The following is a 25,290-nucleotide window of genomic DNA, read 5'->3' on the forward strand; positions in this document are numbered from 1 at the left end:
CTGATCCTGGCGATGCCGCCGGGCGAGAACAATCAGGTACTTGCCCGTGTGGCCCCGAGCCGGCCAAAGATTGACCACTCCCGGTACTTGTCCGCGCCGTGATCGGGGTCTAAAAATAAAGGGAAGGTTCCCGCGCCATGGATCTGATCCGGACCGCCGGCGCGCCACGATAAAACAGCCCAAGTCCCCAGGAAAGGTTTCGCCACAAGCGGACACTGATCGTGGGTGCGGAAGGAGTGGAGCCAATGAAAGACCGATATGCGTTTCATGTCGACAGCATCGCCTACCTGGATGAAAGCGGGGATGCCCTCGGCGACCTGCCCGAGTGGTCTGACGACCGCGATACGATTCTCGATGCCTACCGACACATGGTCCTGACCCGGACCTTCGACAACAAGACCATCGCCCTCCAGCGAACCGGACAGTGTGGTACCTATCCCTCGGTCCTCGGCCACGAAACCATCGGCACCGCCATCGGCCAGACCCTGGCGAAAGATGACGTACTGGTGCCTTACTACCGGGATCATGCCGCCCAGTTGCTGCGTGGGGTGACACTCACCGAAATGCTGCTCTACTGGGGCGGGGACGAGCGGGGCAGTGCCTATGCCCATTGCCCGGAAGACCTGCCGGTGGCGGTGCCGATATCCACCCAGTGCTGCCACGCCGTGGGCGTCGGCGCGTCGTTCCGCATCCGCGACCAGAAACGGGCGGTGCTCTGTTCGCTGGGCGACGGCGCGACGTCCAAGGGCGATTTCCTGGAAAGCGTCAACCTGGCGGGGGCCTGGCACCTGCCAGTCGTGTTCATCGTGACCAACAACCAGTGGGCCATTTCCACGCCCCGGCATCTGCAGACCGGCGCCGAAACCATTGCCCAGAAAGCCATCAGCGGCGGGCTGCCCGGCATTATCTGTGACGGCAACGACTACTTTGCGGTACGCCACGCCCTGATGCATGCCCTGGAACGGGCGCGTACCGGCAAGGGCGGCTCGGTCATCGAGGCGGTGACCTATCGGCTCGGGGACCACACCACCGCAGACGACGCCACCCGCTATCGCCCGGCCGAGGAGCTCAAGCAGGCCTGGGAGCGGGAAGGCGTCAAGCGGTTGCAGAGCTGGCTGCACCATCAGGGATTATGGGATTCCGACAGGGAGCAGGCTTTGCAGGTCAGTTGCAGGAACCAGGTGGACAAGGCGGTGGAAGCCTACCTGGCAACAGGCCCCCAACCGCCGACGGCGATGTTCGACCACCTGTTCGAAACCCTGCCCGCCGCCCTGGCCGGCCAGTACGAGCGCCTCCAGCGCCGGGAGGTGAAACATGGCTGATGTCACGCTGGTGGAAGCGGTCAACATGGCGCTGGCCCACGAGATGGCGGCCAACGAGGACGTGGTCGTCCTGGGTGAGGATATCGCCACCAACGGCGGCGTGTTCCGGGCCACGGTCGGCCTCAAGGACAGGTTTGGTTTCAAGCGGGTGATGGACACGCCGCTGGCGGAGAACCTCATTGCCGGAACGGCCGTCGGTATGGCCACGCAGGGCCTGCGCCCGGTGGCCGAATTCCAGTTCATGGGCTTTATCTATGCGGGCATGGAGCAGATCATCAGCCACGCCGCACGCATGCGTAACCGTACCCGCGGCCGGCTGTCCTGCCCGGTGGTCTTCCGCGCCCCATTCGGCGGCGGCATCCACGCGCCGGAGCACCACTCCGAAAGCACGGAGGCGCTGTTCGCTCATATCCCCGGCCTGCGGGTGGTGATCCCCAGTTCTCCCAAACGGGCCTATGGCCTGCTGCTGGCTTCGATCCGCAACAACGACCCGGTGGTGTTCCTGGAGCCCAAGCGCCTCTACCGGGCCGTCACCCAGTCGGTGGAGGACGATGGTGAAGCCCTGCCGCTGGATACCTGCTTTACCCTGCGCGAAGGCAGCGACGTCACCCTGATCAGTTGGGGCGCGTCCATCGCCGAGACCCTGGAGGCGGCGGATGCCCTGGCGGAGCAGGGCGTGTCGGCGGAAGTGATCGACGTGGCCACCATCAGCCCGCTCGACCGGGAAACGCTGCTGTGCTCGGTGGCCAAGACGGGGCGCTGCGTCATCGTCCACGAGGCCTGCCGCAATGTGGGCGTTGGCGCCGAGATCGCCGCGAGCATCGCCGAGGCCGCCTTCCTGGACCTGCAGGCGCCGGTGGTCCGGGTCACGGGGTACGACACCATCATGCCCTATGCCCGCAATGAAATGGCCTATCTGCCCCAGGTGGCGGATATCGTCGAAGCCGTGGAACAGGTGATCGCGCTATGAAACATTTCAAATTACCGGATCTGGGAGAAGGCCTGCCGGAAGCGGAAATCGTGGAATGGCAGGTGCAGGTGGGCGACACGGTCACGGTCGATCAGGTGCTGGTGTCCGTCGAAACCGCCAAGGCGATCGTGGAGGTGCCGTCGCCGTTCGATGGGGTGGTGGCCAAGCTGTTCGGCGAGCCGGGCGACATCATCCACACCGGTGAACCGCTGCTGGCCTTCGAAGGGGAAGATGAGGACAGCGGCACCGTGGTGGGTGAGCTGAAACGCGCCCGCGACAGCCAGGCGAAGGACGACTTTATCATCGGCGCCGCCACCTCCAGCCGCCAGGCCCGTCACCAGAAAGCCACGCCGGGCGTGCGAGCCCTGGCCGAACGGATGGGGGTGAACCTGGAATCCATCAAGGGCAGCGGGCCGGGTGGACTGATTACGACCGACGACGTGCACGCCAAGGCCAGCCACCACAAGGCGCTGGGCGATGCCGAGTCGCTGCGGGGCGTGCGTCGCACCATGGCCCGCAACATGGCAGTGTCCCACGCGCAGGTGGTGCCGGTGTCGATTTTCGAGGATGCCGATATCAACCGCTGGAAGCGGGGTACGGACATCACCATGCGGTTGGTGCAGGCCATGGCCCACGCCTGCGAGGCGTCGCCGGCGCTCAACGCCTGGTTCGATGGCGACGGCCTGAGCCGTCGCCTGCTGGACGAGGTTCATGTGGGGATCGCCGTGGACACGCCGGACGGCCTGTTCGTGCCGGTGCTGCGGGACATCAACCACCGCACCCAGAAGGACCTGCGCAAGGGCCTGGAGAACCTGCGCAAGGCCGTCATGGAGCGCAAGATCCCGCCGCAGGAGATGCAGGGGGCGACGATCACGCTGTCCAATTTCGGCACCCTGACCGGCCAGTACGCCAACCCCGTGGTCACGCCGCCCCAGGTGGCCATCGTCGGCGCCGGGACCATCCGCGAGAAGGTGGTGCCCTACGACGGCAAGCCGGCGGTACACCGGATACTGCCGTTGTCGCTGACGTTTGATCACCGGGCCTGTACCGGAGGCGAGGCGGCCCGGTTCCTGAAGGCGATGATTGAGGCACTGGTAGAGGCCTGAGCGCTTGATCGAGGCATGTAGCCGGGACGTAAACCTCCGCTGTTCCCAGAGGCTGGACGACGACAAGAGATGCTTTGAAAGAGACCTTGGGCGCCTGAAACCCATGGAGGCCATCGCTTCCGTCGCCTAAGAGGGCCGTCCATGGCCGCTTATGCGATGAGGACATCCTGTCCTCTGCTCCAGCGATGGCCTCCATGGGTTTCGATCAGGCCTTTGCAAGATCCTCTTTAGCTGCCTGAGCACCGTCGCGGCTCCGTGTTGCCCCCAATGGGCGGGTCGGGATGACGGCGCCCGGCTTCCGGGAGGCCGCCTGCCCTAACTGAATCGGGCATTGGACATATCGTGGTCAGGGCGTATTGCAGGGGGGCGGGTAAGTATGGACACTGCCTGTCTTCCTGGCATTCCACATACCGAGCAACCGGGTTTCTCTCAGCCAGAGGAGCCAAGGAGCGTCATAATGTCCGAAAAACTGATCGCACCCGCCCGCTGTTCCGTCTGTCACAGCGAGGACCTGCGTTTGCTTGAGGTGGTCGGCGAGGTGCCTTACTGGCGCTGTGGTTGCTGTGAGGCCACGTTGATGGCGCCGGAGCACTGGCTGGACCGGGACGCGGAACAGCGCGTCTACGACCTGCACGACAACGATCCCGAGGATGAAGGTTACCAGCGCTTCCTGGCCAAACTGGCGGACCCGATCCTGGCCCTGGCGCCGGATGAGGCTCACGGGCTGGATTTCGGCTGTGGACCGGGCCCGGCGCTGGCGAAGATGCTGGCCGCCAAAGGCATGGAAGTGTCGCTCTACGATCCCTTCTACGCGCCGAATCCGGAAACCCTGGAGCAGACCTACGATTTCATCACCTGCACCGAAGTGGTGGAGCACCTGCAGGATCCGAATACCGTCTTCCGTCAGTTGGACAGCCTGCTCAAACCCGGCGGCTGGCTGGGGGTGATGACCTGCTTCCAGACGGACGATGCCCGGTTCGCCAACTGGCACTACCGGCGCGATCCGACCCACATCGTGTTCTACCGGGAGTCCACCCTGCGCTGGGTGGCCGGATCGCTGGGCTGGGAGCTGGAGGTGCCGGCCAAGGATGTGGCGTTGTTCCGTAAACCGGCGGCGGCCTGATTCCGGGGCGCTCCTGGCCGTTCAGAACAGCACGGCCAGGGCAGTCGAGATAAAGGCGCTCCTTGCACACACGTCGCTAACGCTCCCGCAGGATGGGGAAGGTTTCAAACGTGCAAAGTCGTGGGTGCGTTACGGGGTGGCCGTCTTGAGCCGGGCCTGTTCCAGAATATCAGTGAGCCAGCGACCGGTCGCGCCGCCTGCGACCAACTGCCGGGCAAGCTGGTCCACATCGATGTGCTCGCCGGTACGGTCTTCGATCAGTTGCAGCAGGTGGCGATCGCCTTGCATGGCTTCCCTGACGCACTGTGTGACCAGTTCCGAAGCCTTGTCCCTACCCATGGCGTGGGCCAGTTCAAAGGTCGCTGCTTCGGCATAGATCACGCCGTTGCAGGCATCCAGGTTGGCGCGCATGCGCTGATCGTGAATCTCGATAAACCGGAGCCCGCTTTGCGCATGGTTGAGCGCGACACTCGAAGCCATGAGTTGCTGGGGCAACTGGAACCATTCCTGGGTCCAGGCGCTGCCGCTGCGTTCGTGTTCCTGCATCAGGGTCTGGTGCATCTGGCCGACGGCTGCTGCACTGGTGCGCGCCATGGCGACGATGATCTCCGCGTCCACCGGATTGCATTTCTGCGGCATGGTGGAGGAACCGCCTCCGTTGCTGAAGCGGATCTCGCCCACTTCCGACTGCGCCAGCCAGAGCCAGTCCTGGGCCATCTTGCCCAGGGTGCCGGTGGTCAGGCTGAGCCAGCCGGACAGTTCCACCAGGGAGTCCCGCTGGGTATGCCAGCAGGGGCCGGCCACCAGGTCAAGGCGATGGGCCAGGCGCTCATTGATGTCCACGGCCTTGCCGCCCATCGCCGCCAGGGTGCCGACAGCGCCGCCCAGTTGGAGCCGCAGCAGGCGCGGGCGCAGTGCTTCCAGCCGGTCCACATGATTCAGCAGCGGTGCCAGCCACTGGGCCACTTTCAGCCCGAAACTCATGGGCACCGCCTGCTGGGTTCGGGTGCGGCCGGCGATCAGGGTGTTGCGATGCGCTTCAGCCAGGTCGGCCAGGGCGCGGATGACGGCAGCCAGGCGCGCCTGCTGGTCGATCAGGATCTCGCGGATATTCAGGACCAGCGCGGTGTCGACGATGTCCTGGCTGGTGGCGCCGTAATGCACCCAGCGGGCGTGCTCCCCGGGCAGCGCTGCTTTCAGCGCTTTCACCAGTGCCGGCACCGGCACGCCGGCGGAGGCGACGCCGTCGGCCAGGCTGGTGGGTTCCGGTGTCAGGGAAGCTGCCGCCTGGGCGATGGCTTCGGCGGCGTCCCCAGGGATCAGCCCCGCTTCGGCCTGGGCCAGCGCCAGCTCCCCTTCGACCCTCAGCATCGTCCGGATCTGGGCGGCGTCCCCCAGGCGGTCAGCGGTCGCGGCATCGGACAGCAGTTGGCGGTAGAGCTTGGAGTCGAATGGCGATACCTGAAACATCGGTAAGTCGGCGTCCTTGGCGATTGAATCGGGAAGGGCAGGGCCCCGCTAAACCCATCATAGCGGTTTAGCGGGCATCAGGCAGAACGATCAGAAATCGAAGAAGACGGTCTCGCCGTCACCCTGCATCCGGATGTCGAAGCGGTACTCAACACCGGTGGCGGTTTCGTTGCGTGTGGCAATCAGCGTGTCACGGCGGTCGGCAGGCACTCTTTCCAGCACCGGATCGCTGGCATTGGCGTCCCCCTCGTCGCTGAAGTACAGGCGCGTGTAGGCGTGGTTCATCATGCCGCGGCCGAACACGGTCACGCTAATGAACGGCGCCACGCCGTCACGGATTGCACCGGGCTTGATGGTCTCGAAGCGGAAGCTGTTGTCCGGCATGGTGCCGGTCCCGAAACGGCCAAAGCCCTTGAAGGCCGGGTCCAGCGGACGCGCTTCCCGGGCATCGTTGGGGTGGTCGAAACGGCCGGCGGCGTTGGCCTGCCAGATCTCGATCATCGCGTCATCCACCGCGTCGCCGTTGCCGTCGAGGACGCGGCCGACGATACGGATACGTTCGCCCTTCGTCCGCTCACTGACCAGGCAGCCGCCGGCGTACTGGGAATGCGGGTAGTGGTACTGCTGGGCCGTCAGGCCATAGGCGAAGTAGGGCCCGACTGTCTGGGAGGGGGTTTGCTTCATTGCCATGGGATCAGGCCTCCACAGGAGTGGCATTGACGCCACGCAGGACAATATCGAAGACGTAACCGAGCGCATAGCTCTCTTCCGTGACGTCGATGGAGAAGCGACTGACAAGGCGCTCACGGGACTCGGCCGGCACTGACTGGTAGATCGGGTCCAGTTCCAGCAGGGGATCGCCCGGAAAGTACATCTGGGTCACCAGCCGGGTGGCGATCGTCGGCCCGTACAGCGAGAAGTGGATGTGGTTGGGCCGCCAGGCGTTGGGGTGGTTGCCCCATGGGTAGGCGCCGGGCTTAATGGTGATGAACCGGTACTCGCCGTTGTCGTCGGTCACGCAGCGGCCGGCGCCCAGGAAGTTCGGGTCCAGCGGCGCGTCGTGCTGGTCACGGATATGCACGTAACGACCGGCGGCATTGGCCTGCCAGACTTCCACCAGCGTGTTGGGTACCGGATCGCCGTTTTCGCCCAGCACGCGACCGGTGACGATGATACGTTCGCCCAGGGGCTCGCCATTGACACGGCCATTGCGGGTCAGGTCGTAGTCCAGCGGCCCCACCACTTCCTCGCCGAAGGCGGGGCCGGTCAGCTCGGCCAGCTCCGGATCGATTTCCACCAGGTTGCGGGACACGCCGCGCAGGCGTGAGGACTTGTAGTCGGGGCTGATGTACCTGGGATGGCTGGCCCAGTCACGAGGCGTGTTTTGGCTCATTGTTCACTCTCTCCATCAATAGCGACGCCTTTGCTTCTGTAGGCTTCTTTGGCAATGCGGATGGCCGTGTTGGAGGCCGGGACGCCGGCGTAGACGCCCAGGTGCAGCAGCGTTTCGCGGACTTCTTCCAGGGAGGCGCCGGTCTGCTGGGTGGCCCGGATGTGCATGGCCAGTTCGTCCTCATGGCCCAGGGCGGCCATCAGGGCGATGGTGATCAGGCTGCGGTCGCGCCGGCTCAGGGTCGGGCGGCTCCAGACCGAACCCCAGGCGCTTTCGGTAATGAAGCGCTGGAACGGTTCGTCAAAGGAGGTCTTGTTGGCTTCGGCCCGATCGACATGGGCGTTGCCGAGCACCGAGCGGCGCACGCCCATGCCCAGCTCGTAGCGGCTGGAGGCGGGAGTGTGTCGGCTCAGGAAATCCACGATCAGCCCCGCCAGTGCCTTCGGCTGCTCGACGCAGGGCAGGTGACCGGCACCTTCAATTACTTCAAAACGACTGTCCGGGATCAGCTCGGCCATGCTGCGCACGCGATCCGGCGGCGTGGAGCCGTCTTCGGAGCCGACCACGCACAGGGTGGGCTGCTTGAGCTCCCGGGTACTGGCTTGCAGGTCGGTATCGCGGATCGCGGCGCAGGTGCCCAGGTAGCCCTCCACCGGCGTGCGCACCAGCATGTTACGCCACAAACCGATGGCGTCACCCTGGACGGCATGGAAACGCGGACTGAACCAGCGCTCCAGGATGCCGTCGGCAATCGCCTCCAGTCCCTGTTCGCGGATGCCCTCGATGCGGGTGTTCCACATGTCGGCGGTGCCGATGCGATGGGCGGTATCGCACAGGATCAGGTTTTTCACCAGGTCGGGCCGCTTTGCCGCCACGCCCTGGGCAATCTGACCGCCGACGGACAGGCCGCACAGGTTGACCTGTGTCAGTTCCAGTGCGTCCAGCAGACCGATCAGGTCATCGATGTGATCGTCCGGCTGGTAGGGCGCCGGCGGGCAGGACGAGAGCCCGTGGCCCCGCTTGTCATAGCGCAGGAAGCGGAACTGGTCGCGCAGGTAAGGCAGCAGCGGTTCCCAGACCCGCAGGTCGGTGCCCAGCGAGTTGGAAAAGACGATCAGCGGCAGGTGGGCCGGGCCGTCCAACTGGTAATGGAGCGTCTGCCCGTTGACGGAAAGGGTTTGCATGAATCAGGGCCTATCGTGTCTTGGCGGCTTTGGCTCAACTCTTATACAGTGCTTTCGTTATGTAAAATGATCGTTTGTCGTTTTTATATATCGAATCTGATATGAGTCTGGGCACTTAGCCCGATGTCCGGGCGCAGTCCCGTACCGCATTCATGAACAGTTGCAGGGCCGGCGTGGGCTGGGTGTCGGCGCGGGTAGTCAGGCCCACTTGCCCGAGGGTCTCGGTGGTCTCCAGCGGCAACTCCGCAAACTCGCCCGCCTCAATTTCCCGGGCCGCCACGCCCCGGGAAATAATCCACACCGCGTCGGTCTGGCGGATGTACTCCTTGCCGAAGGCATCGGAAATGGTCTCGATCCGGTCGGGCAGGGTGCCGATACCGTGGGCGAGCAGGAAACGCTCGACCGGTGTGGCAATGATGGAGTCCTTGGGTGGATACAGGACGGTGTAGTCGCTGATCGCCTTCAGGTCGAGTGACGGTGTTTTCAGCAGGGGGTGATCCGGCCGTACCACAAAGGTCACGCGCTCGGAGTACAGGTGCTGGAAGGACAGGCCCGACATCAGGTCCGGCTCTGCCAGTCGGCCCACCACCAGGTCCAGCTCGCCGACGCGCAACTGGCTGAGCAGCAGGGTATTGGGACCGGCCACCAGTTTCAGCGTCACATCCAGCCCGCCCTGGCGGAAACGCCTCACCGACTGGGGCAGCACACTGGCGGCGACGGTGGGCAGAACGCCGATAATCAACTGGGTCTTGCCACCCTGCTGGGCCTGCAGGATGCTGTTGGTACCTTCCCGCAATGCCGCCACGCTGGCACCGGCATAGCGCAGGAACACCTCGCCGAACTGGGTGAGCTCCACGCCTTTCCTGCTGCGCTCCATCAGCCGTACACCCAGCATTTCTTCCAGCTCTTTCAGTTTCTTGGAGACGGCCGGCTGGGTCAGGGCGAGCACATCCGCCGCACCGCCGACACTGCCCTGGCGCGCCACTTCCAGGAAGCACTGGAGGTGGCGGTACTTGATTCGGTTTTCCAGCACAGGTGTTGCTCCAGTCTGTCAGGACATCATATGCCTGTTCAGGATGAAAACAGGCATCAGGCCTATCATGACATATCAAAAGTGATATGTATGGCAAGCGTGAAAGCGTGTTTGCGATAGGCGCGTTGATGAACGGGAGGTGTGTCGGGCGACGTTGACCGGCTCAGAAGTCAGGGACGCCCGATGATCGGGGCAGGCTCAGGCCAGCTTCGGCACCTTCTTCATGCCGCGCCGGATGGCCTGTTCCAGACCGGCGCTGATGACCTTGCCGCTGAAGGGGATGAAGTCGTCAAAGCGGATGGTGTAGTTGACCACGGTCTTGCCGGCAACGTCGTTGAAGCGGATGCGGCCCAGGTGATTGCGGATGGGGCTGGCGCTGGTCACTGTGTACTCGATCAGCGCATCCTGCTCGAAGGCAATGACGGTTTCCTCCAGCCCCAGCGGACCGATGCCGATGCGGCGGACCGACCCGACGCCGTTGGGATCGGCCTGGTTGCTGTCCTTGATGCGCTTGATGGGGGCGCCGAGGACGCCGCCCAGGCGGTTGTGATCGGAGAACAGGGCAAAGACCCTGTCCTTCGGCAAATCGTATTGTTCCTGGATTTCAATGGTATAGCTGGCCATACGTGGGTCCGTTCTTGTTGTCAGGTGGTCCAGACTATCAGTTTTTCCCGCCAACTGAAGAGGGCGGTCTGCTCCTGAGCATGAATTGGCCCTCAGTGCCGTCGGGTATGCCGGTAATCCCGCGGCGACACCCCCATCACCTTCTTGAACAGGCGCGAGAAGTAGTAGCTGTCCTCGTAGCCGAGGCTGTCGCTGATCGCCCGGAACGACAGGTCCGAGTTGTCCAGCAACTGGCAGGCCCGTTCTACCTTCAGGTGCAGGAAGTGCTGGATCGGCGCCACGCCGGTCAGCGAGCGGTAGCGGGTGGCGAAGTGGGCCGGTGACAGGCCGGACAGTTCCGCCAGGTTCTCCAGGGTCAGGCGCTCGTCCAGGTGTTCCTTCATGAAGCCGTGCAGGCTGTCCAGGTCCAGCGGCTGGCGATGGGCCAGAGGCTCGGCGCACAGTGGAACCGCGGTCAGCAGCTGGCGCAGCCGATTGGCCGCATGGATCAGCCCGGACGGGCGAAAGCCGGTCTGCTGCACCGAGAGCAGGCCGTTGAAATCCACCAGTAACCGCGGCTGCTGGCCCACATGCCGGATCAGCGTCTGGCGGGAAAATCCCATGTGTTCGCAAAAGGCCGAAGCGAGCGAGCCGGCGAAATGCACCCAGTGCAGCGACCAGGGCTGGTCGGTATCCGCACTGTAGCGATGGGCGGCGCCCCTGGGCAGCAACAGCAGGTCGCCCGCCTGCACCCGGTGACCTTCCCCCTCCACATTCAGGTGCGCCAGACCGTCGGTGCAGTAGATCAGCAGGTTGTCGTCATGATGCTGGCGGTGCATATGGTGACCCCGTGCCTGCCGGTAGTGGCCAAAGGCCAGCGGGTACAGGTCCCGGGTCAGGGGGTGGTTGTCGAGCAACTGCACCATGCGCGACGGCACCACGTAGCGAATGCTGTCCGGGGGTAGCGGCCATTGTGACGTACGGGTCATGTTCTGTTTTGGTCTTCGATGAGGTTGTTTCCGAAAAATAATCCATTACGAGCGAAATTTAGTCAATCTAATCATCTATTATGCTGTGCTAGGATCATTTCAAAGCCGGTGCTGAAGCGCCTTGTGTCGCTTGAGTACCTCCTCCTTGCCGACAAGAACAACAGGGGAATCCGTATGAAAAAAGTGCCACTTTTTATCGAGGGCGAGTTCTGCCAGAGCGCGACCAACGACTGGATTGATGTGACCAATCCCGCCACCAACGAAGTGATCGCGCAGGTCCCGTGCGCCACCGAAGACGAGATGCAGCGGGCGATCCACCACGCCGGCGAAGCCTTCAAAACCTGGAAGGAAACCCCGGTCTCCGAGCGCGCCCGTCTGATGATGCGCTACCAGGCCCTGCTGAAGGAGCACCACGACGAAATCGCCGAAATCCTGTCCCAGGAAACCGGCAAGACCTTCGAGGACGCCAAGGGCGATGTCTGGCGCGGCATCGAAGTCGTGGAGCACGCGGCCAACATCCCGTCCCTGATGATGGGCGAGACCGTCGAGAACGTGGCCCGGGAAATCGACACCTATTCCTACACCCAGCCGCTGGGCGTCTGCGCCGGTATCACCCCGTTCAACTTCCCGGCCATGATCCCGCTGTGGATGTTCCCGATGGCGATTGCCGCGGGGAACACCTTCGTCCTGAAGCCGTCCGAGCAGGACCCGCTGACCCCGACCCGCCTGGCGGAACTGTTCGTTGAAGCCGGAGCACCCAAGGGTGTCCTGCAGGTGATCCACGGTGCCAAGCCGCAGGTGGACAAGCTGCTGACCGATCCTGCGATCAAGGCCGTGTCCTTCGTCGGTTCCGTCCCGGTCGGCCGCTACATTTACGAGACCGGTACGAAGAACATGAAGCGCGTGCAGAGCTTCGCCGGTGCCAAGAACCACATGGTGATCCTGCCGGACGCGGACAAGGACCAGGTGATCAGTGCCCTGGTCGGCGCCTCCGTCGGTGCCGCCGGTCAGCGTTGCATGGCCATTTCCGTGGCGGTGTTCGTGGGCGAGGCCCAGGAGTGGATTCCGGAAGTGAAGGACGCCCTGGCGAAAGTGCGTCCGGGTGCCTGGAACGATTCCGGTGCCAGCTACGGCCCGGTCATCAGCGCCAAGGCCAAGGACCGTATCGAGCAGTTGATCGGCCGTGGCGAGCAGGAAGGCGCGCGCCTGTTGCTGGACGGTCGCGGCTGCACCGTCGATGGCCTGCCGGACGGCAACTGGGTCGGCCCGACGCTGTTTGCCGGCGTGAAGCCGGAGATGGACATCTACAAGGAAGAAATCTTCGGCCCGGTCCTCAGTTGCATGGAAGTCGACAACCTGGGCGAGGCCATCGAACTGATCAACAACAGCCCGTACGGTAACGGCACCTCGATCTTCACCAACTCCGGTGGCGCCGCCCGTCGCTTCCAGCACGAGATCGAAGTGGGTCAGGTGGGGATCAACATTCCCATTCCGGTGCCCCTGCCGTTCTTCTCCTTCACCGGCTGGAAAGGCTCGTTCTACGGCGACCAGCACGCCTATGGCAAACAGGCGGTGAAATTCTACACCGAGACCAAGACCATCACGGCCCGCTGGTTCTCCAGCGACGCGGTGGCCGGAACGAACTTCTCCATCCGCATGCACTGAGGGTGGCCGGTTATGGATTTCGCGCTGAACGAAGACCAACTGGCCTATCGTGATGCCGCCAGGGCCTTCGCCGAGAAGGCGATGGCCCCGCACGCGGCCGGTTGGGACATCGACCACACCTTTCCGCTGGAAGTGATCCGCGAGGCCGGGGAACTCGGCTTCTGTGGCCTCTACACGCCGGAAGACTGCGGTGGCATGGGACTGTCGCGGCTGGATACCTCGGTCATCGTCGAGGAACTGGCGGCGGCCTGTCCGTCCACGGCGGCCTATATCACCATTCACAATATGGCCACCTGGATGGTGGCCTGCTTCGGCAGCGACGCCATGAAGCAGGATGTCGCACCGCGCATGGCCAGCGGTGAATGGTTGGGCTCCTACTGTCTGACCGAACCCGGCGCCGGATCGGACGCCGCCAACCTGCAGACCAAGGCGGTACGAGAGGGCGACGGCTATCGCCTGACCGGCTCCAAGGTGTTTATCTCCGGGGCTGGCGCCACGCAAGTGCTGGTGGTGATGGCCCGCACCGGGGCGCCGGACAGCGGCGCCAAGGGCATTTCCGCGTTCGTCGTCCCGGCGAACAGCGAGGGCATTCACTACGGCAAGTCGGAAGACAAGATGGGCTGGCACAGTCAGCCGACCCGTCAGGTCAGCTTTGACAACGTCTACGTGCCCCTGGAAAACCGGCTGGGTGAAGAGGGAGAGGGCTTCCGCTTCGCCATGAAAGGGCTGGACGGCGGTCGCCTGAACATCGCCACCTGCTCGCTCGGCGGTGCCCAGGCCGCGTTGTCGCGCACGCGGGACTACATGCACGAACGCAGCCAGTTCGGCCGTCACTTGGCCGATTTCCAGGCGTTGCAGTTCAAACTGGCGGACATGGCCACCGACCTGGTGGCGTCCCGGCAGATGGTGCGGCTGGCGGCCTGGAAGCTGGATCACGGCGACGCCGAGGCCACCCTGCACTGTGCCATGGCCAAGCGGTTCGCCACCGATGCCTGCTTCGAGGTCTGCAACCAGGCCCTGCAACTGCATGGGGGCTACGGCTACATCCGCGAATACCCGCTGGAGCGTTACGTGCGCGACCTGCGGGTGCACCAGATCCTGGAAGGTACCAACGAAATCATGCGGCTGATCGTCGCCCGCCGGGTGCTCGAGTCTGGCGTCGTCGAAGCGATTCAATAAGGAGAACAAGGCAATGAGCGATCTGATCCAGCTCGAAAATCGCGGGCATGTAGCCATCCTGACCATCAACAACCCGCCGGCCAATACCTGGACCGAAGAGTCCCTCGGGGCCCTGGCAGAGACGATTGAAGCCCTGAACGCCGACCGCAGTATCTTTGCCCTGGTGGTGACCGGGCAGGGGGAGAAGTTCTTTTCCGCCGGCGCCGACCTGAAAACCTTTGCCGACGGGGACGAAGGCCGTGCCAACCGCATGGCCCAGGCATTCGGCCACGCCTTTGCGACCCTGAGCCGGTTCCGTGGCGTGTCGATTGCCGCGGTGAACGGTTACGCCATGGGTGGTGGCCTGGAATGCGCCATGGCCTGCGATATCCGTATTGCCGAGGAACACGCCCAGATGGCCCTGCCGGAAGCGGGTGTTGGCCTGCTGCCCTGCGCCGGCGGCACCCAGAACCTGCCCTGGCTGGTGGGCGAGGGCTGGGCCAAGCGCATGATCCTGTGCGGCGAACGTGTGAAGGCGGACAAGGCCCTGGACATCGGTTTGGTGGAAGAAGTGGTGCCGACCGGGCAGTCGCTGGATAAGGCCATCGAGCTGGCGGAGATGGCGTGCAAGCAGAGCCCGTCGTCCATCGCCCGCTGCAAATCGCTGGTGATGAGTGCCCGTGACGGCCGGTCCCACGACGATGGCTGGCGCATGGAACGCGAGCTGTTCGTGGAACTGTTCGCCACCGAAGATCAGCGCGAGGGCGTCAACGCCTTCCTGGAAAAACGCAAACCCGAATGGAAGAACCGGTAACGGTTGGAGTCAGCATGTCAGAACAAGCCATCCTTTTCGACGAGAAGGCGGCCGCCGGTGGCAAGCGCATCGGCGTGGCCACCCTGAATCAGCCCAAGGCACTGAATTCCCTGTCCCTGCCCATGATCCGGGCGCTGGAAGACCAGCTCGACCAGTGGGTGAAGGACGACGGGATTGCTGCGGTCTGGCTGGAAGGTGCGGGCGACAAGGCGTTCTGCGCCGGCGGTGACATCGTCTCCCTGTACCGGTCCATGACCGAGGGGGCGTCCGGGCCGGATGAGGGCGTGGCGTTCTTCACCGAGGAGTACGCCCTGGACTACCAGATCCACACCTTCCCCAAGCCCGTCGTGGCCTGGGGGCATGGCTTCGTCATGGGCGGCGGTGTCGGCCTGCTGGCCGGGGCCTCGCATCGGGTGGTCACCGAGCAGTCTCGGGTGGCCATGCCGGAAGTGACCATTGGTCTCTATCCGGATGTCGGCGCCAGTTGGTTCCTCAATCACATGCCCGGGCACCTGGGGCTGTTCATCGGCCTGACTGGCGTCCACCTGAACGCGGCGGACGCCTGCTTCCTGAGGATGGCGGATCGGCGGATCGCCCACGATCACAAGGACGCGGTACTCGAAGCACTGGCGCAGGCGGAACAGCTGCCGGAATCCGCCGAAACGGCGGTGAACAGCGTGCTGCGTACCTTTGAAAGGGAATCCGTCGCGGTCATGCCGACGTCGGCCGTGCGCGAACGGCTGGACGCGATTAATGCCCTGATGGACGCGGACGATCTGGTCACCCAGGTGCGGCGCATTGCGGACTATGACGGTGACGATGTCTGGCTCCAGAAGGCCGCGAAAGTCGCGAAGACCGGCTCGCCTACGACCATGGCGATCCTGGAGCGTCAGTTGCGGGAGACCCGGCTGGATGGGCTCAAGGCAGTGTTCGACAAAGAGCTGAAGCTGTCGACCCGCTGCCTTGAGAAGGGCGAGTTTGCCGAGGGCATCCGGGCCTTGTTGATCGACAAGGATAAGCAGCCCCGCTGGCGGTATCCATCGCTGGAGAGCATGGATCCGGCTTGGGTAGAGAGTTTTTTCGAGTAGCACCGCGACGGTGGTGGAGCGTGATCGGGCGCCTGCGGCGCCTCAGAAGCTGAAGCATCTGCTACATGCTCGAGATAGCTGGGCAATGTAGCCGACGCTTTAGCTTCGGAGCTGCCCGCAGGGCAGCCGGGACGTTGACCACCCAACGGGCGATTCCCGAACAAAAACAACAGGAGAACGAAACATGGCCAACATCACCTTTATCGGACTGGGCAACATGGGCGGCCCCATGGCCCACAATCTCATCAAGGCCGGCCATACGGTCACGGTCTTCGACCTCTCCGCCGATGCGGTCAAGGTGCTGGTGGACGACGGTGCCCGCACCGCCGATACCGTGCATGCTGCCGCTGAGGGCGCGGAGGTCCTGATCACCATGCTGCCGGCCGGCGAGCATGTGGAAGCGGTCTACCTGGGTGACGAGGGGCTGCTCAACACCCTGACGTCATCCACGCTGGTCATCGATTCCTCCACCATCGCGCCGGAAACCGCCCGGGGCGTGGCCGAGAAGGCGACCGAGAAAGGCATCGCGTTCCTGGATGCGCCGGTCTCGGGCGGTGTCGGCGGGGCCAAAGCCGGCACGCTGACCTTCATCTGCGGCGGCGAGGACGCGGCATTCGAACAGGCCAGGCCGGTTCTCGAGGACATGGGCAAGAACATCTTCCACGCCGGTCCCCACGGTGCCGGCCAGGTGGCCAAGATCTGCAACAACATGCTGCTGGCAATCCTCATGAACGGCACCTGCGAGGCCCTGGCGTTGGGGGTGAAGAACGGCCTGGATCCGGCGGTTCTGTCCGAGATCATGCGTCAGAGTTCCGGCGGCAACTGGGCACTGAACGTCTACAACCCCTGGCCGGGAGTGATGGAGGGGGTGCCCGCCTCCAACGACTACCAGGGCGGCTTCCTGGTGGACCTGATGAACAAGGACCTGGGCCTGGCGTTCGACAATGCGGTGAAGAACAAGGCGCCGATTCCCATGGGGTCACTGGCGCGCAACCTGTACGCGCTGCATGGCCAGCAGGGTAATGGCCGTCTGGATTTCTCCAGCATCCAGCGCTTCTACCGCGGTGAGGAATAGGCCCGTGAACATGGCCACCGCGTCATCCGCATGGATTCGCGGTGGTCGACTCCGCTAGACTGTCGCGATGTCTACGGAAGGCGCAGCCGCCAACAAGGAGTCCGCCTGCATGACCGACGAGTCGCCACGTTCCAGTCCGGGTCGCGATCAGCCTGACGTGACGCCTGACACGAGAACCCTGGCTGGACTGACGATTCCTGCCAACCTGGCCACGCCCATCTATGGCCTCTTTACCCTGGGCATTCTCTACACCCTCTATGTCGCGCACCAGATTATCCTGCCGATTACCCTGGCGTTGCTCGCCAGCCTGCTGATGGCCCCGGCCGTTCGTGGCGCCCGCAAGCGCTGGAGGATTCCCCAGGGCGTGACTGCGCTGGTCCTGATCCTGGGGTTATTGGCCGGTATGGTCGGCGTGGGCTGGGCCGTGTCTTCGCCCATTATGGAATGGATTGAGAAGGCACCGCAGGGGCTCTCCCGACTGCTGGTAGGGGGCAAGGGCATTACCGCCAGTCTGGAGCGGGTCACGGAATCGGCCCGCAAGGTCGAAAAGAAAATGGACGAGCTGTCCAAGGGGGATGAGCCCACCAAGGTGGTCGTGCAATCCAATTCCTGGCAGCAGACGATATTCACCAAGTTGCGTAACGGCGTGATGGGGTTGGCCCTGGCCCTGGCATTGAGCTACTTCCTGCTGGTCAGTGGCGACAGCCTGATACGCAATTTCGTGCGCCAGCTCCCGCGTCGCGATCGGCGCATGGTGTTGCGAGTGGTGCGGGATTCCCAGCACCAGATTGCCCAGTACCTGATGGTGATCAGCACCAGTAACCTGCTGGTTGGGGTGCTGACCGGGTTCATGTGTTGGGCCGTGGGGCTGCCGTCGCCGGCGGTCTGGGGGCTGATTGCGGGGCTGGCACGGTTCGTTCCCTACCTCGGGGTCATCGGTACCGTCGGCCTGCTGGCCGTCATCTCACTGACCACCCTCGACCAGCTGTGGATGATGGCGATTGCGCCGCTGGGCTACCTGGCCCTGACCTCCATTGTCGGCTTTTTCATCGAGCCCTACATTCACGGCTTCCGGATGTCGATCAACCCGGTGGTGATCTTCCTGTCGATCTTCTTCTGGGGCTGGCTCTGGGGCGCGATCGGTGTCGTGATGGCCGTGCCGTTGATGACCGTCCTGCAGGTGGTGCTCAGGCAGATTCCCAAACTTCGGCCGGTCTACCGCGTCATTGCCCGTTAGGGGGACTTCGCGTCGCGATCGTGAGCCTATGTTGGCAGTACCGGTTCCGGGGCATGGGAATGCGGCCCTGGTGGGCCGTATCCGCGTTTCGGATTGTGCCTATCCTCTATGCCTCCGGCTGGAAAATAACCTAACCTGAGAAGAACTGTTCACGGCGCCGTTGTCACGTGGATGGCCCGGCACAACCTTGAGCGGGGTCAGGTCGCCAGACGGTCGCACTATCTGGAAACACCGACGTGACGCTGATTGCGTTCATGTTCGGGCAATACATCCGCGAGCAGGTTGCGTTAGCCGGCCGCAAGCGGGACGGAGTGGGAGCTTGCCATGCAAAAAGACGGCACACAGCACCGGATGCGGTCCATCGGTCTGATCGATATGCAGTCAGGCGGCGATGTCAGCCGCATCATCACCTACGGCGTGGGGCATCTGCCCGGCGATTCGGTGCTGGGAAAAATGCGCTATATCCAGCAGCACGGTGACGGATTCCGGCGCCTGTTGCTGTCCGAGCCCTACGGCGACCCTTACATGTCCCTGGACCTGATCGTGGAACCTTCCAATCCCAAGGCGCAGGCGGGTTATATCATCATGGAGGCGATGGGCTACCCGCTGTATTCCGGGTCGAACACCATCTGCACGGCGACCGCGGTCCTGCAGAGCGGCATCATACCAATGGTGGAGGGCGAGCAGTCCATCGTGCTGGAATCGCCGGCCGGTCTGGCCCATATCAAGGCTTACAACGAGAATGGCCGGGTCCAGTCGATCACCACCCAGGGAGAGCCTGCCTATGTGGAGGCACGTGACCAGGAGGTGGATGTTCCGCGCTACGGGCGGGTTCGCTATGACCTGGTCTGGAGTGGCGCCTATTTCGCGCTGGTGGACGCAGCCCAATACGGATTCCACCTGACGGCTGACGAGACGACGGCGCTGGCCGCCTTCGGTGATGCGCTGGTCACGGCGGCACGACCCCAGGTGACCTCTCAGCATCCTGAATTAGGGGAAGTGGGGCCGTTGCCATTTGCGCATTTCATGGGGCCGTTGGAGCCCGTCGGCGATGACGGCTATCGAACGCCTTCGGCCACCTACGTGCATCCCGGGGTCATATGCCGCAGCCCGACCGGTACCGGCACCTCGGCCCGTCTGGCGTTGATGTATGACGCCGGCGACATCCGTGACGGCCAGTGGATCGAAACGGTCTCTCCCCGGGGAAGTTCCTTCGTCGGTAAGGTATTGGGAGAAGCCACTGTCGCTGGGCATCGCGCGGTGCACAGCGATATCACAGGCCGGGCCTGGACGCTGGCCCGTTCGGAAATCGTCGTGGATCTCGATGATCCGCTGGTGGACAGCTCGGATCTGGAAGACGTGCTGGATACCTGGCCTGACTGAATACCCCCACCACCGGCGGCCCTCCAGTGGCCGCCGCTGCTTTCTGCTCTCTCCGTGTCGTCGTGGCGCATCATTTGCAACCTCTCCCTGGCACGACGACGGACCGGGCCTTTTCCGGTTAACGGGTATGGCCCGCTCAATCAGGATGTGAATCGGTATCAAGAAGTGCTATAGGAAAATGGTTTACAAATGAGAATTATTCTCATATTGTAAATGCCAATGGCGTTGATCGATCCTGTCCAAAGAGGGGCTGACCATGCAGCTACTGTTAAGGAAGAACAGTTTTGCCGGGAATCCCGGGGCACCGCTGGATAAAACCGAACCGCGCGACCGGGAATTGCTTGAAGGTCTCAAGGTGGCCGGTATCGCCCTGGGCGTGGCGTTGGTCGCCGGTCTGCTATCAGCGACCGGCCGTATGCTCTGATGCCGGCTTGAATGGGAGTCGAGTCCGTTCGGCTGCTTTCCGGTCGTCCACCGTCTTGTGTATTCTTTCCCGCCGTTCAATCCCCGGCTTTCAGGCGCCCGCCGGGGCAGACTGGCCTGTTGGGGCGTTGAGAGTGGTGACCCGCAGTGACGCGAGGCTGGCATCCGGCTGGCCGCTCTCCATGCCGCGGGCAAACTCGTCGATAAAGCGGGCGAGGGTATCCGGTTGGCTCAGTGGCACCCAGTGGCCGGCATCGATCTCACGCCGGTACAGGGCCGGCACCCACTCGTGCAGGTCCTCGAACAGCTGGGCGCCCACGTAGCGGTCCTGCGTGGGCACGATCAACTGCACCGGACAGCGGGCGTAGCGGACCCGGGGGCTGAGCAGGCGTGGCAGCATGTTGGCCCGGTACAGGCGGATGCCGTCCCGGCCATCGGCGCCCCGGTGGGGATTGGGGCTGGCTTCGGTGATGCCCTCGCTGGCCTTCAGGTAGGCGGGCCAACGGGTGCCCAACAGGGTGTCCCATAAGGTGGGTGCCAGCCAGGGCAACTGGAAGGCAAAGATGTACCATGAACTCCCCAGCTGTTTCAGCAGTTGGCCGGCCCGGTCTGGGGAAAGGGACTTCACGCGGTCGCGCATCCAGTAACCGACGTGATCGAGGCAAGGGCCGGACAGGGTGGTGTAGGAGGCGATGCGATCCTGCAACGGCCGGCCGGTCACCGATTCCCAGCCCTGGATTGATCCCCAGTCGTGGGCCACCAGGTGGAAACGGCGACCGGGCAGCAGCGCATCGACAACGGCCTCCAGGTCCCGCGCCAGCAGCGACAGGCGATAGTCCCGGGTACGGGCCGGTCGGTCGGAAAGGCCGGCACCGCGGACATCGTAGGTCACCACATACCAGTTCCTGGCCAAGCGTTCGGCCACGCCGTCCCATACCTGCTGGTTATCCGGATAGCCATGCACCAGGACAACGGCGGGCGCCTCGGGATGGCCCCGGGTGGTGGTGAAAAGCTGTACCCCGCATCCCTGGATGTGTTGTGGTGTGGCCATGGGTCACTCCCTGCGTGCGGCTGGATGGATGACAACCTACTCTAGCCGCCACATCGCTATTCATGGATGGCCGCAGGGGCCGTGTTATTGACCGCCAGGGCCAACCGCTGCCCATGACCAGGAGGACATATGGACCGGACTCAGCCGATCATTCTCTTTGATGGTGTCTGCGTCTTCTGCCAGTTCTGGGGCCGTTTCGTGCTGCGCCACGATCGCGCCCACCGCTTTCAGCTGGGCACGCTGCAATCGGACAAGGGGCAGGCACTGTGTCGCGAGGTGGGCGTGCCGGTCGACGCGATGGAGAGTGTGGTTCTGATTGAGGGCGATCGGGCGTATCTGCGTAGCGAGGCGATCCTGCGCATCGTGGCCGGGTTGCCGCGGCCCTGGCGCTGGCTCGCGCTGCTGCGCTGGGTGCCCCGGCCCCTGCGCGACGGCCTATACGACTGGATCGGACGCCATCGCTACCGGTGGTTTGGGCGCTACGAGACCTGCCCCGTCCCCGCGCCGGAAGACCGGGCGCGGTTTATAGACCGGTGATGCCGCTTTATTGCCAGAGCTCCCTGAGCGGTGTGTCGGGCGAGAACCGGTGCTGGAGCTGCGCCATCAGCAGTTCCGCCGTGGCCAGCGCGTCGGTCAGGGCGTGATGCGGCGCATAATAGGGCAGGCCGTAGCGGGTGCGGCTGTCCGCCAGCCGGATCGATTCGGGTTTACGGCGGCGCAGCCGGTCCCAGAGACTGGGCGGCTTCTGGCGGTGCCAGCGGGCCTCCAGTTCCATGGTGTCGATGACCGGGAATTCGATGCCTTCCTCCAGTCGCCAGCGCAGGGCGGCATCCAGGAAGGCCCGCTCGATCGAACGATAGTGGACGACCACGATGCGTCCGGCCAGGGCATCCAGCAGGTCGTCCAGAATCTCCCGTAGATCCGGCGCCGCCCGGACTTCCGAATGGGTGATCCCGTGGAAGGTGACCGACTCCCGATGCAGCGGCAGCACCGGGCGGACCACCCAGTGACGGGCATTCCGGCAATAGATGCGTTGGGTGTTGAAAGGCACCACGCCGATGCTGACGATGGAGTGGATGTCGGGATCCAGCCCGGTGGTCTCGAAATCCATGGCGACCATCGGGACGTCGCTAATCGGTGTATCGCCGGACGGTGTACCGCCGGCGTAATAGCGTTGCAACGCCGGCGACTTCGCGGTGGCGGCGAGCGTCTCGAAACGGGTTGGCCAGTCCAGGGCCCGGGCGGCGGCTGACGAAGCGGGCATGGCTGAATTTCCCATCAGTTGATCGACCCGCCGCCGCTGGCATGATAACGGTGGCGCAGGAACTTCTGCGCGTTGCTGATCACCTGGAACGCCTCCTTGAGATTACGGCGCTCGAAGCGGGTCAGGTTCTCCGGTTCGATGTTGTTGTCCGGCTCGCGGCCGGCTTCGATATCCAGTGCCTGGTGGCGGATGCGGACGATGGCAATCAGCTCCAGCGCATCCCGCAGGTTGTTGGCCACGCCTTCGGCCAGCAGTTGGGTTTCCTCGATCGCATTGATCCGGTTGAAGGTGTTCTGCGCCCGGGAGCCGCAGGCCAGCGCGTGGACCCGCACCAGGTCCGACAGCGGCGCGGTGCCGCGGCGTTTGAGATTGATCGAGTTGTTGTGCTTGCCGTCGTTCTCCATGACAAAGTCGCGGAAGAACCCCAGCGGCGGTTTGCGATTCAGTGCCGCATGAGCCAGGTACGCCAGGAATCGCGGTGCGCGCTGGGCCTTGGTGGCGATCAGGGCCTTCAGATCTTCGGCGAACTGGGTTTCTCCGGCGATACCGTCCAGATCGAAGAAGATGGCGCTGTTGAGCAAGGACTTGGCATCGGGTTTCTCGATCCAGTCGGTGAAGTATTCCTTCCAGACCCGAAGCGGCTGGCGCCAGGCCTGGTTGGTTGCCATGATGTCGCCGCTGCAGTAGGCGTAGCCGCACTCCGCCAGGCCGTCACTGACGAACTTGGCCAGCGCCTTGAAGTACTCGTCGTGCTCTTCCGGCACGAAGCTGTCGTCCAGGACCAGCGCGTTGTCCTGATCCGTCACGATCAGTTGCTCGTCCCGGGCCATGGATCCCAGGGCCATGAAGCAGTAGGGGATCGGCGGCGGTCCCAGCTTTTCCTCGGCCAGCTCCAGCAGGCGCTGGGATATGGCCCGGCCGATGCCGGCCATGGCACTGCCGATCATGTGCGAGTTGGCATCCTCGTTGACCATCCGCACAAACGTGGCCGCGGTATCCCGGCTCAGGCGCTTGAGACCACGGACATCAACCTGGTGGTGGATGTTGCTGACCAGGTAGAGGCTGCTCTGGGATTCATACTTCACCAGATCCGACAACGCCACCACCCCGATCGGCTTGTTGCGGTGCAGCACCGGCAGATGATGCACGTTGTGCTTCAACATGGAGAGCATGGCCTCGAACACGAACTGGTCGGACCGGATGTAGACCAGGTCGGTGGACATGAATTCACTGACCGGCGTGCTGTAGTCGAGCCCCTCGGCCACTGCCCGGGTGCGAAGGTCCCGGTCGGTGATGATCCCGGCGACCAGGGGCGTCTCTCCGGGCCGCCATTCCTGGTCCACCTGCATCCCGGGGTTCATCAGGACCAGGGCGGACACGCCCTCTTCGGTCATCAGCCGGGCGGCCTCGATGATGCTGATGGATGCCTCGGCGGTAACCGGTGAGCGGGTGATGAGCTTGCGCACCCGCGATGTCATTAGCGGGTTGGCCTTTTCCTGCCTGGACACCGCGGCACGCAGGAGCCCCTGGTCCTCGATGTCGAAGAAATCCGCAAAATGCTCACCGGCTTCCCACAGTTCCTGAAAGATCGCGTCGGGAATCAGATAGATCAGCGTATCCTCGATGGCGGTAGCCGGATAGCGCACCTTCTTGTTCATCATCAGGCCCAGCTGGCCGAACAGGTCGCCTTCGCTGAGACGGTTGTAGAGGTCGCCGTTGCGCCGATAGACTTCCACTGCGCCACTGCGGATGAAGTAGAGATCGCCGATGCTCTCGCCGTAGGTCAGGATGGTCGAGCCTGCCCGGTAGTAGGCGACTTCCACCTGTGTCGCCAGACGGTCGATGGTTTCGTCCGGCAGGTTATCGAACGGGGCAAACCGTTTGATATGATCCCTGATCTCGATCTGTTCGACTTCCATGAAGCATTCTTCCCAATGTCGTTGTCGTCGTCATTTTGGCAGAGTTTTTAAATTGGACTCAAACCAGGGCGTCATGGCCTGACCTCCGAGCGACCTTTCTGCTATGACCTATGCCAATCCTCTCAGCCTGATTTACGAAGACGACGAGCTGCTGGCCGTCCACAAGCCGGCCGGTTTGCTGGTACATCGCAGCCCGATCGACCGGCACGAAACCGAATTCGCCCTCCAGTATGCCCGGGACCTGAACGGGGGCCGGCACGTGTATCCGGTGCATCGTCTGGACCGGCCGACGTCGGGACTGCTGCTGTTTGCCAAGGATCCCGGGGTGGCGCGTCTGCTCGGTGCACAGATGATGGCCCATGAGGTTCAAAAGAGTTACCTGGCCATCGTGCGGGGCTGGCCGCAAGAACGGGGAACCATTGATCATCCGCTGCGGGAAGAAGCGACGGATCGCCGCCTGAAAGGGCAGGTGGCGGTCGTCCAGGAGGCCGTCACGGATTTTGTAAGGCTCGGGGTCGCCGAGATCCCCTACGAAGTCGAAGGTTATCCCACCAGTCGCTACGCGCTCATGGCCCTGTACCCGCGCACAGGCCGGCGCCACCAGCTGCGCCGCCACATGAAGCACATCAGCCACCCGATCATCGGCGATGCCAATCATGGTCGCGGTCGGCACAATCGGTTCTTTACACGGCACTTCGGCGAAGCCCGGCTGTTCCTGGCCTCCGTCGGCATGAGCCTGACCCATCCGTTGACCGGTGAATCACTGGTTCTCCAGGCGCCGCCGGAGGCCGGGTTTACCCGGGTGGCCGAGGCGCTTGGCTGGGGAGTGCTGGTCATGGAACCGTTGCCCCTTTACCCAGTGGATTCGTCGCTGTAACGACGCTCAGGTGACAACACTGTCATCGCCCCGGCATGCCGAACGGCTCTGGAACGCGGTCGAGCCGGTAAGGAAGATGGAGCGCTGACAGCTCTATTGAACCGTCCCTGGCGGGCTGAGCCGTGGTGATGGGGCTCCGGTGG

24 protein-coding genes are annotated in these 25,290 nt (G+C 63.7%); 14 read left to right on the forward strand and 10 right to left on the reverse strand.

The genetic code is table 11. The features are described from left to right. Positions 1-245: 245 nt before the first annotated feature. From EZI54_RS05565 to EZI54_RS05580, 4 genes are all read left to right on the forward strand, one after another. Entirely contained in the window at positions 246-1,322 is a 1,077-nt protein-coding gene (locus EZI54_RS05565) for a thiamine pyrophosphate-dependent dehydrogenase E1 component subunit alpha (RefSeq protein ID WP_131479891.1), read from the forward strand. Continuing rightward, the gene (locus EZI54_RS05570; RefSeq protein ID WP_131479893.1) at positions 1,315-2,292 is read left to right on the forward strand and encodes an alpha-ketoacid dehydrogenase subunit beta; all 978 of its coding nucleotides are present in this window, start codon (positions 1,315-1,317) and stop codon (positions 2,290-2,292) included. The genes EZI54_RS05565 and EZI54_RS05570 overlap by 8 nt, the downstream gene beginning before the upstream one ends. Continuing rightward, on the forward strand, positions 2,289-3,398 hold the full coding sequence (locus EZI54_RS05575; protein WP_131479895.1) for a dihydrolipoamide acetyltransferase family protein: 1,110 nt from the start codon (positions 2,289-2,291) through the stop codon (positions 3,396-3,398). Before EZI54_RS05570 ends, EZI54_RS05575 begins: the two co-directional genes overlap by 4 nt. Positions 3,399-3,855: 457 nt before the next feature. Next, a complete protein-coding gene (locus EZI54_RS05580; RefSeq protein ID WP_131479897.1) occupies positions 3,856-4,521 on the forward strand; it encodes a class I SAM-dependent methyltransferase in 666 nt (221 codons plus the stop codon). A 129-nt stretch (positions 4,522-4,650) separates the two neighbouring features. Here EZI54_RS05580 and EZI54_RS05585 read toward each other — a convergent pair whose 3' ends face one another. From EZI54_RS05585 to EZI54_RS05615, 7 genes are all read right to left on the reverse strand, one after another. Next, positions 4,651-5,991 carry a lyase family protein gene (locus EZI54_RS05585; RefSeq protein ID WP_131479899.1) on the reverse strand — a complete coding sequence of 447 codons (1,341 nt, stop codon included), beginning with the start codon at positions 5,989-5,991 and terminating at the stop codon, positions 4,651-4,653. A gap of 90 nt (positions 5,992-6,081) precedes the next feature. Continuing rightward, positions 6,082-6,681, reverse strand: a complete 600-nt coding sequence (gene pcaG / locus EZI54_RS05590) for a protocatechuate 3,4-dioxygenase subunit alpha (protein WP_131479901.1) — start codon at positions 6,679-6,681, stop codon at positions 6,082-6,084. Between the two features lie 4 nt (positions 6,682-6,685). Continuing rightward, entirely contained in the window at positions 6,686-7,384 is a 699-nt protein-coding gene (gene pcaH / locus EZI54_RS05595; protein ID WP_131479903.1) for a protocatechuate 3,4-dioxygenase subunit beta, read from the reverse strand. Then, positions 7,381-8,568 (reverse strand): bifunctional 3-oxoadipate enol-lactonase/4-carboxymuconolactone decarboxylase PcaDC, encoded by a 1,188-nt coding sequence (gene pcaDC / locus EZI54_RS05600; RefSeq protein WP_131479905.1) that lies wholly within the window; start codon positions 8,566-8,568, stop codon positions 7,381-7,383. Before pcaDC ends, pcaH begins: the two co-directional genes overlap by 4 nt. 115 nt (positions 8,569-8,683) lie before the next feature. Continuing rightward, positions 8,684-9,601, reverse strand: a complete 918-nt coding sequence (gene pcaQ / locus EZI54_RS05605; RefSeq protein WP_131479907.1) for a pca operon transcription factor PcaQ — start codon at positions 9,599-9,601, stop codon at positions 8,684-8,686. A 198-nt stretch (positions 9,602-9,799) separates the two neighbouring features. Then, positions 9,800-10,225 (reverse strand): SRPBCC family protein, encoded by a 426-nt coding sequence (locus tag EZI54_RS05610; RefSeq protein ID WP_131479909.1) that lies wholly within the window; start codon positions 10,223-10,225, stop codon positions 9,800-9,802. Between the two features lie 92 nt (positions 10,226-10,317). Further along, the gene (locus tag EZI54_RS05615; RefSeq protein WP_131479911.1) at positions 10,318-11,193 is read right to left on the reverse strand and encodes an AraC family transcriptional regulator; all 876 of its coding nucleotides are present in this window, start codon (positions 11,191-11,193) and stop codon (positions 10,318-10,320) included. A gap of 174 nt (positions 11,194-11,367) precedes the next feature. Here EZI54_RS05615 and EZI54_RS05620 point away from each other — a divergent pair, with 174 nt between their 5' ends. From EZI54_RS05620 to EZI54_RS24370, 8 genes are all read left to right on the forward strand, one after another. Beyond that, entirely contained in the window at positions 11,368-12,858 is a 1,491-nt protein-coding gene (locus tag EZI54_RS05620) for a CoA-acylating methylmalonate-semialdehyde dehydrogenase (protein ID WP_131479912.1), read from the forward strand. A gap of 12 nt (positions 12,859-12,870) precedes the next feature. Next, on the forward strand, positions 12,871-14,037 hold the full coding sequence (locus EZI54_RS05625) for an acyl-CoA dehydrogenase family protein (protein ID WP_131479913.1): 1,167 nt from the start codon (positions 12,871-12,873) through the stop codon (positions 14,035-14,037). 13 nt (positions 14,038-14,050) lie between these two features. Beyond that, positions 14,051-14,830: an enoyl-CoA hydratase gene (locus tag EZI54_RS05630; protein ID WP_131479914.1), complete on the forward strand. Its 780-nt coding sequence runs from the start codon at positions 14,051-14,053 to the stop codon at positions 14,828-14,830. 14 nt (positions 14,831-14,844) lie between these two features. Continuing rightward, positions 14,845-15,918: an enoyl-CoA hydratase/isomerase family protein gene (locus EZI54_RS05635; protein WP_131479915.1), complete on the forward strand. Its 1,074-nt coding sequence runs from the start codon at positions 14,845-14,847 to the stop codon at positions 15,916-15,918. 184 nt (positions 15,919-16,102) lie between these two features. Beyond that, positions 16,103-16,993 carry a 3-hydroxyisobutyrate dehydrogenase gene (gene mmsB, locus EZI54_RS05640; protein WP_131479916.1) on the forward strand — a complete coding sequence of 297 codons (891 nt, stop codon included), beginning with the start codon at positions 16,103-16,105 and terminating at the stop codon, positions 16,991-16,993. A gap of 109 nt (positions 16,994-17,102) precedes the next feature. Beyond that, on the forward strand, positions 17,103-18,230 hold the full coding sequence (locus EZI54_RS05645; protein ID WP_131479917.1) for an AI-2E family transporter: 1,128 nt from the start codon (positions 17,103-17,105) through the stop codon (positions 18,228-18,230). 324 nt (positions 18,231-18,554) lie between these two features. Then, entirely contained in the window at positions 18,555-19,613 is a 1,059-nt protein-coding gene (locus EZI54_RS05650; RefSeq protein WP_242674347.1) for a proline racemase family protein, read from the forward strand. Between the two features lie 256 nt (positions 19,614-19,869). Then, a complete protein-coding gene (locus tag EZI54_RS24370) occupies positions 19,870-20,037 on the forward strand; it encodes a hypothetical protein (protein WP_165495684.1) in 168 nt (55 codons plus the stop codon). 90 nt (positions 20,038-20,127) lie between these two features. Here EZI54_RS24370 and EZI54_RS05655 read toward each other — a convergent pair whose 3' ends face one another. Next, the gene (locus EZI54_RS05655) at positions 20,128-21,087 is read right to left on the reverse strand and encodes an alpha/beta fold hydrolase (protein WP_131479918.1); all 960 of its coding nucleotides are present in this window, start codon (positions 21,085-21,087) and stop codon (positions 20,128-20,130) included. Between the two features lie 129 nt (positions 21,088-21,216). Here EZI54_RS05655 and EZI54_RS05660 point away from each other — a divergent pair, with 129 nt between their 5' ends. Then, positions 21,217-21,624, forward strand: coding sequence for a thiol-disulfide oxidoreductase DCC family protein (locus EZI54_RS05660; protein ID WP_131479919.1), 408 nt, complete (start codon positions 21,217-21,219; stop codon positions 21,622-21,624). 7 nt (positions 21,625-21,631) lie between these two features. Here EZI54_RS05660 and EZI54_RS05665 read toward each other — a convergent pair whose 3' ends face one another. Both EZI54_RS05665 and EZI54_RS05670 read right to left on the reverse strand, forming a co-directional pair. Further along, positions 21,632-22,351, reverse strand: coding sequence for a 3'-5' exonuclease (locus tag EZI54_RS05665; RefSeq protein ID WP_131479921.1), 720 nt, complete (start codon positions 22,349-22,351; stop codon positions 21,632-21,634). Positions 22,352-22,365: 14 nt separating this feature from the next. Next, a complete protein-coding gene (locus EZI54_RS05670; RefSeq protein ID WP_131479923.1) occupies positions 22,366-24,270 on the reverse strand; it encodes a putative nucleotidyltransferase substrate binding domain-containing protein in 1,905 nt (634 codons plus the stop codon). Between the two features lie 103 nt (positions 24,271-24,373). Between EZI54_RS05670 and EZI54_RS05675 the strand changes: the two genes are divergently transcribed. Next, positions 24,374-25,147: a pseudouridine synthase gene (locus EZI54_RS05675; RefSeq protein ID WP_131479925.1), complete on the forward strand. Its 774-nt coding sequence runs from the start codon at positions 24,374-24,376 to the stop codon at positions 25,145-25,147. The last annotated feature ends 143 nt before the right edge of the window (positions 25,148-25,290 follow it).

Source organism: Marinobacter halodurans (genome assembly GCF_004327985.1).
GTDB lineage: Bacteria > Pseudomonadota > Gammaproteobacteria > Pseudomonadales > Oleiphilaceae > Marinobacter_A > Marinobacter_A halodurans.

Excerpts from the sequence above, each read along its gene's own strand:
- EZI54_RS05660 (WP_131479919.1), top strand. The coding sequence starts at position 21,217 with ATGGACCGGACTCAGCCGATCATTCTCTTTGATGGTGTCTGCGTCTTC.
- EZI54_RS24370 (WP_165495684.1), top strand. The coding sequence starts at position 19,870 with ATGCAGCTACTGTTAAGGAAGAACAGTTTTGCCGGGAATCCCGGGGCA.
- EZI54_RS05615 (WP_131479911.1), bottom strand. The coding sequence starts at position 11,193 with ATGACCCGTACGTCACAATGGCCGCTACCCCCGGACAGCATTCGCTAC.
- EZI54_RS05670 (WP_131479923.1), bottom strand. The coding sequence starts at position 24,270 with ATGGAAGTCGAACAGATCGAGATCAGGGATCATATCAAACGGTTTGCC.
- EZI54_RS05575 (WP_131479895.1), top strand. The coding sequence starts at position 2,289 with ATGAAACATTTCAAATTACCGGATCTGGGAGAAGGCCTGCCGGAAGCG.
- EZI54_RS05645 (WP_131479917.1), top strand. The coding sequence starts at position 17,103 with ATGACCGACGAGTCGCCACGTTCCAGTCCGGGTCGCGATCAGCCTGAC.
- EZI54_RS05570 (WP_131479893.1), top strand. The coding sequence starts at position 1,315 with ATGGCTGATGTCACGCTGGTGGAAGCGGTCAACATGGCGCTGGCCCAC.
- pcaH (WP_131479903.1), bottom strand. The coding sequence starts at position 7,384 with ATGAGCCAAAACACGCCTCGTGACTGGGCCAGCCATCCCAGGTACATC.
- EZI54_RS05655 (WP_131479918.1), bottom strand. The coding sequence starts at position 21,087 with ATGGCCACACCACAACACATCCAGGGATGCGGGGTACAGCTTTTCACC.
- EZI54_RS05620 (WP_131479912.1), top strand. The coding sequence starts at position 11,368 with ATGAAAAAAGTGCCACTTTTTATCGAGGGCGAGTTCTGCCAGAGCGCG.
- pcaDC (WP_131479905.1), bottom strand. The coding sequence starts at position 8,568 with ATGCAAACCCTTTCCGTCAACGGGCAGACGCTCCATTACCAGTTGGAC.
- EZI54_RS05635 (WP_131479915.1), top strand. The coding sequence starts at position 14,845 with ATGTCAGAACAAGCCATCCTTTTCGACGAGAAGGCGGCCGCCGGTGGC.
- EZI54_RS05625 (WP_131479913.1), top strand. The coding sequence starts at position 12,871 with ATGGATTTCGCGCTGAACGAAGACCAACTGGCCTATCGTGATGCCGCC.
- EZI54_RS05675 (WP_131479925.1), top strand. The coding sequence starts at position 24,374 with ATGACCTATGCCAATCCTCTCAGCCTGATTTACGAAGACGACGAGCTG.
- EZI54_RS05565 (WP_131479891.1), top strand. The coding sequence starts at position 246 with ATGAAAGACCGATATGCGTTTCATGTCGACAGCATCGCCTACCTGGAT.
- EZI54_RS05630 (WP_131479914.1), top strand. The coding sequence starts at position 14,051 with ATGAGCGATCTGATCCAGCTCGAAAATCGCGGGCATGTAGCCATCCTG.
- EZI54_RS05665 (WP_131479921.1), bottom strand. The coding sequence starts at position 22,351 with ATGCCCGCTTCGTCAGCCGCCGCCCGGGCCCTGGACTGGCCAACCCGT.
- EZI54_RS05585 (WP_131479899.1), bottom strand. The coding sequence starts at position 5,991 with ATGTTTCAGGTATCGCCATTCGACTCCAAGCTCTACCGCCAACTGCTG.
- EZI54_RS05610 (WP_131479909.1), bottom strand. The coding sequence starts at position 10,225 with ATGGCCAGCTATACCATTGAAATCCAGGAACAATACGATTTGCCGAAG.
- EZI54_RS05650 (WP_242674347.1), top strand. The coding sequence starts at position 18,555 with ATGCAAAAAGACGGCACACAGCACCGGATGCGGTCCATCGGTCTGATC.
- mmsB (WP_131479916.1), top strand. The coding sequence starts at position 16,103 with ATGGCCAACATCACCTTTATCGGACTGGGCAACATGGGCGGCCCCATG.
- EZI54_RS05580 (WP_131479897.1), top strand. The coding sequence starts at position 3,856 with ATGTCCGAAAAACTGATCGCACCCGCCCGCTGTTCCGTCTGTCACAGC.
- pcaG (WP_131479901.1), bottom strand. The coding sequence starts at position 6,681 with ATGGCAATGAAGCAAACCCCCTCCCAGACAGTCGGGCCCTACTTCGCC.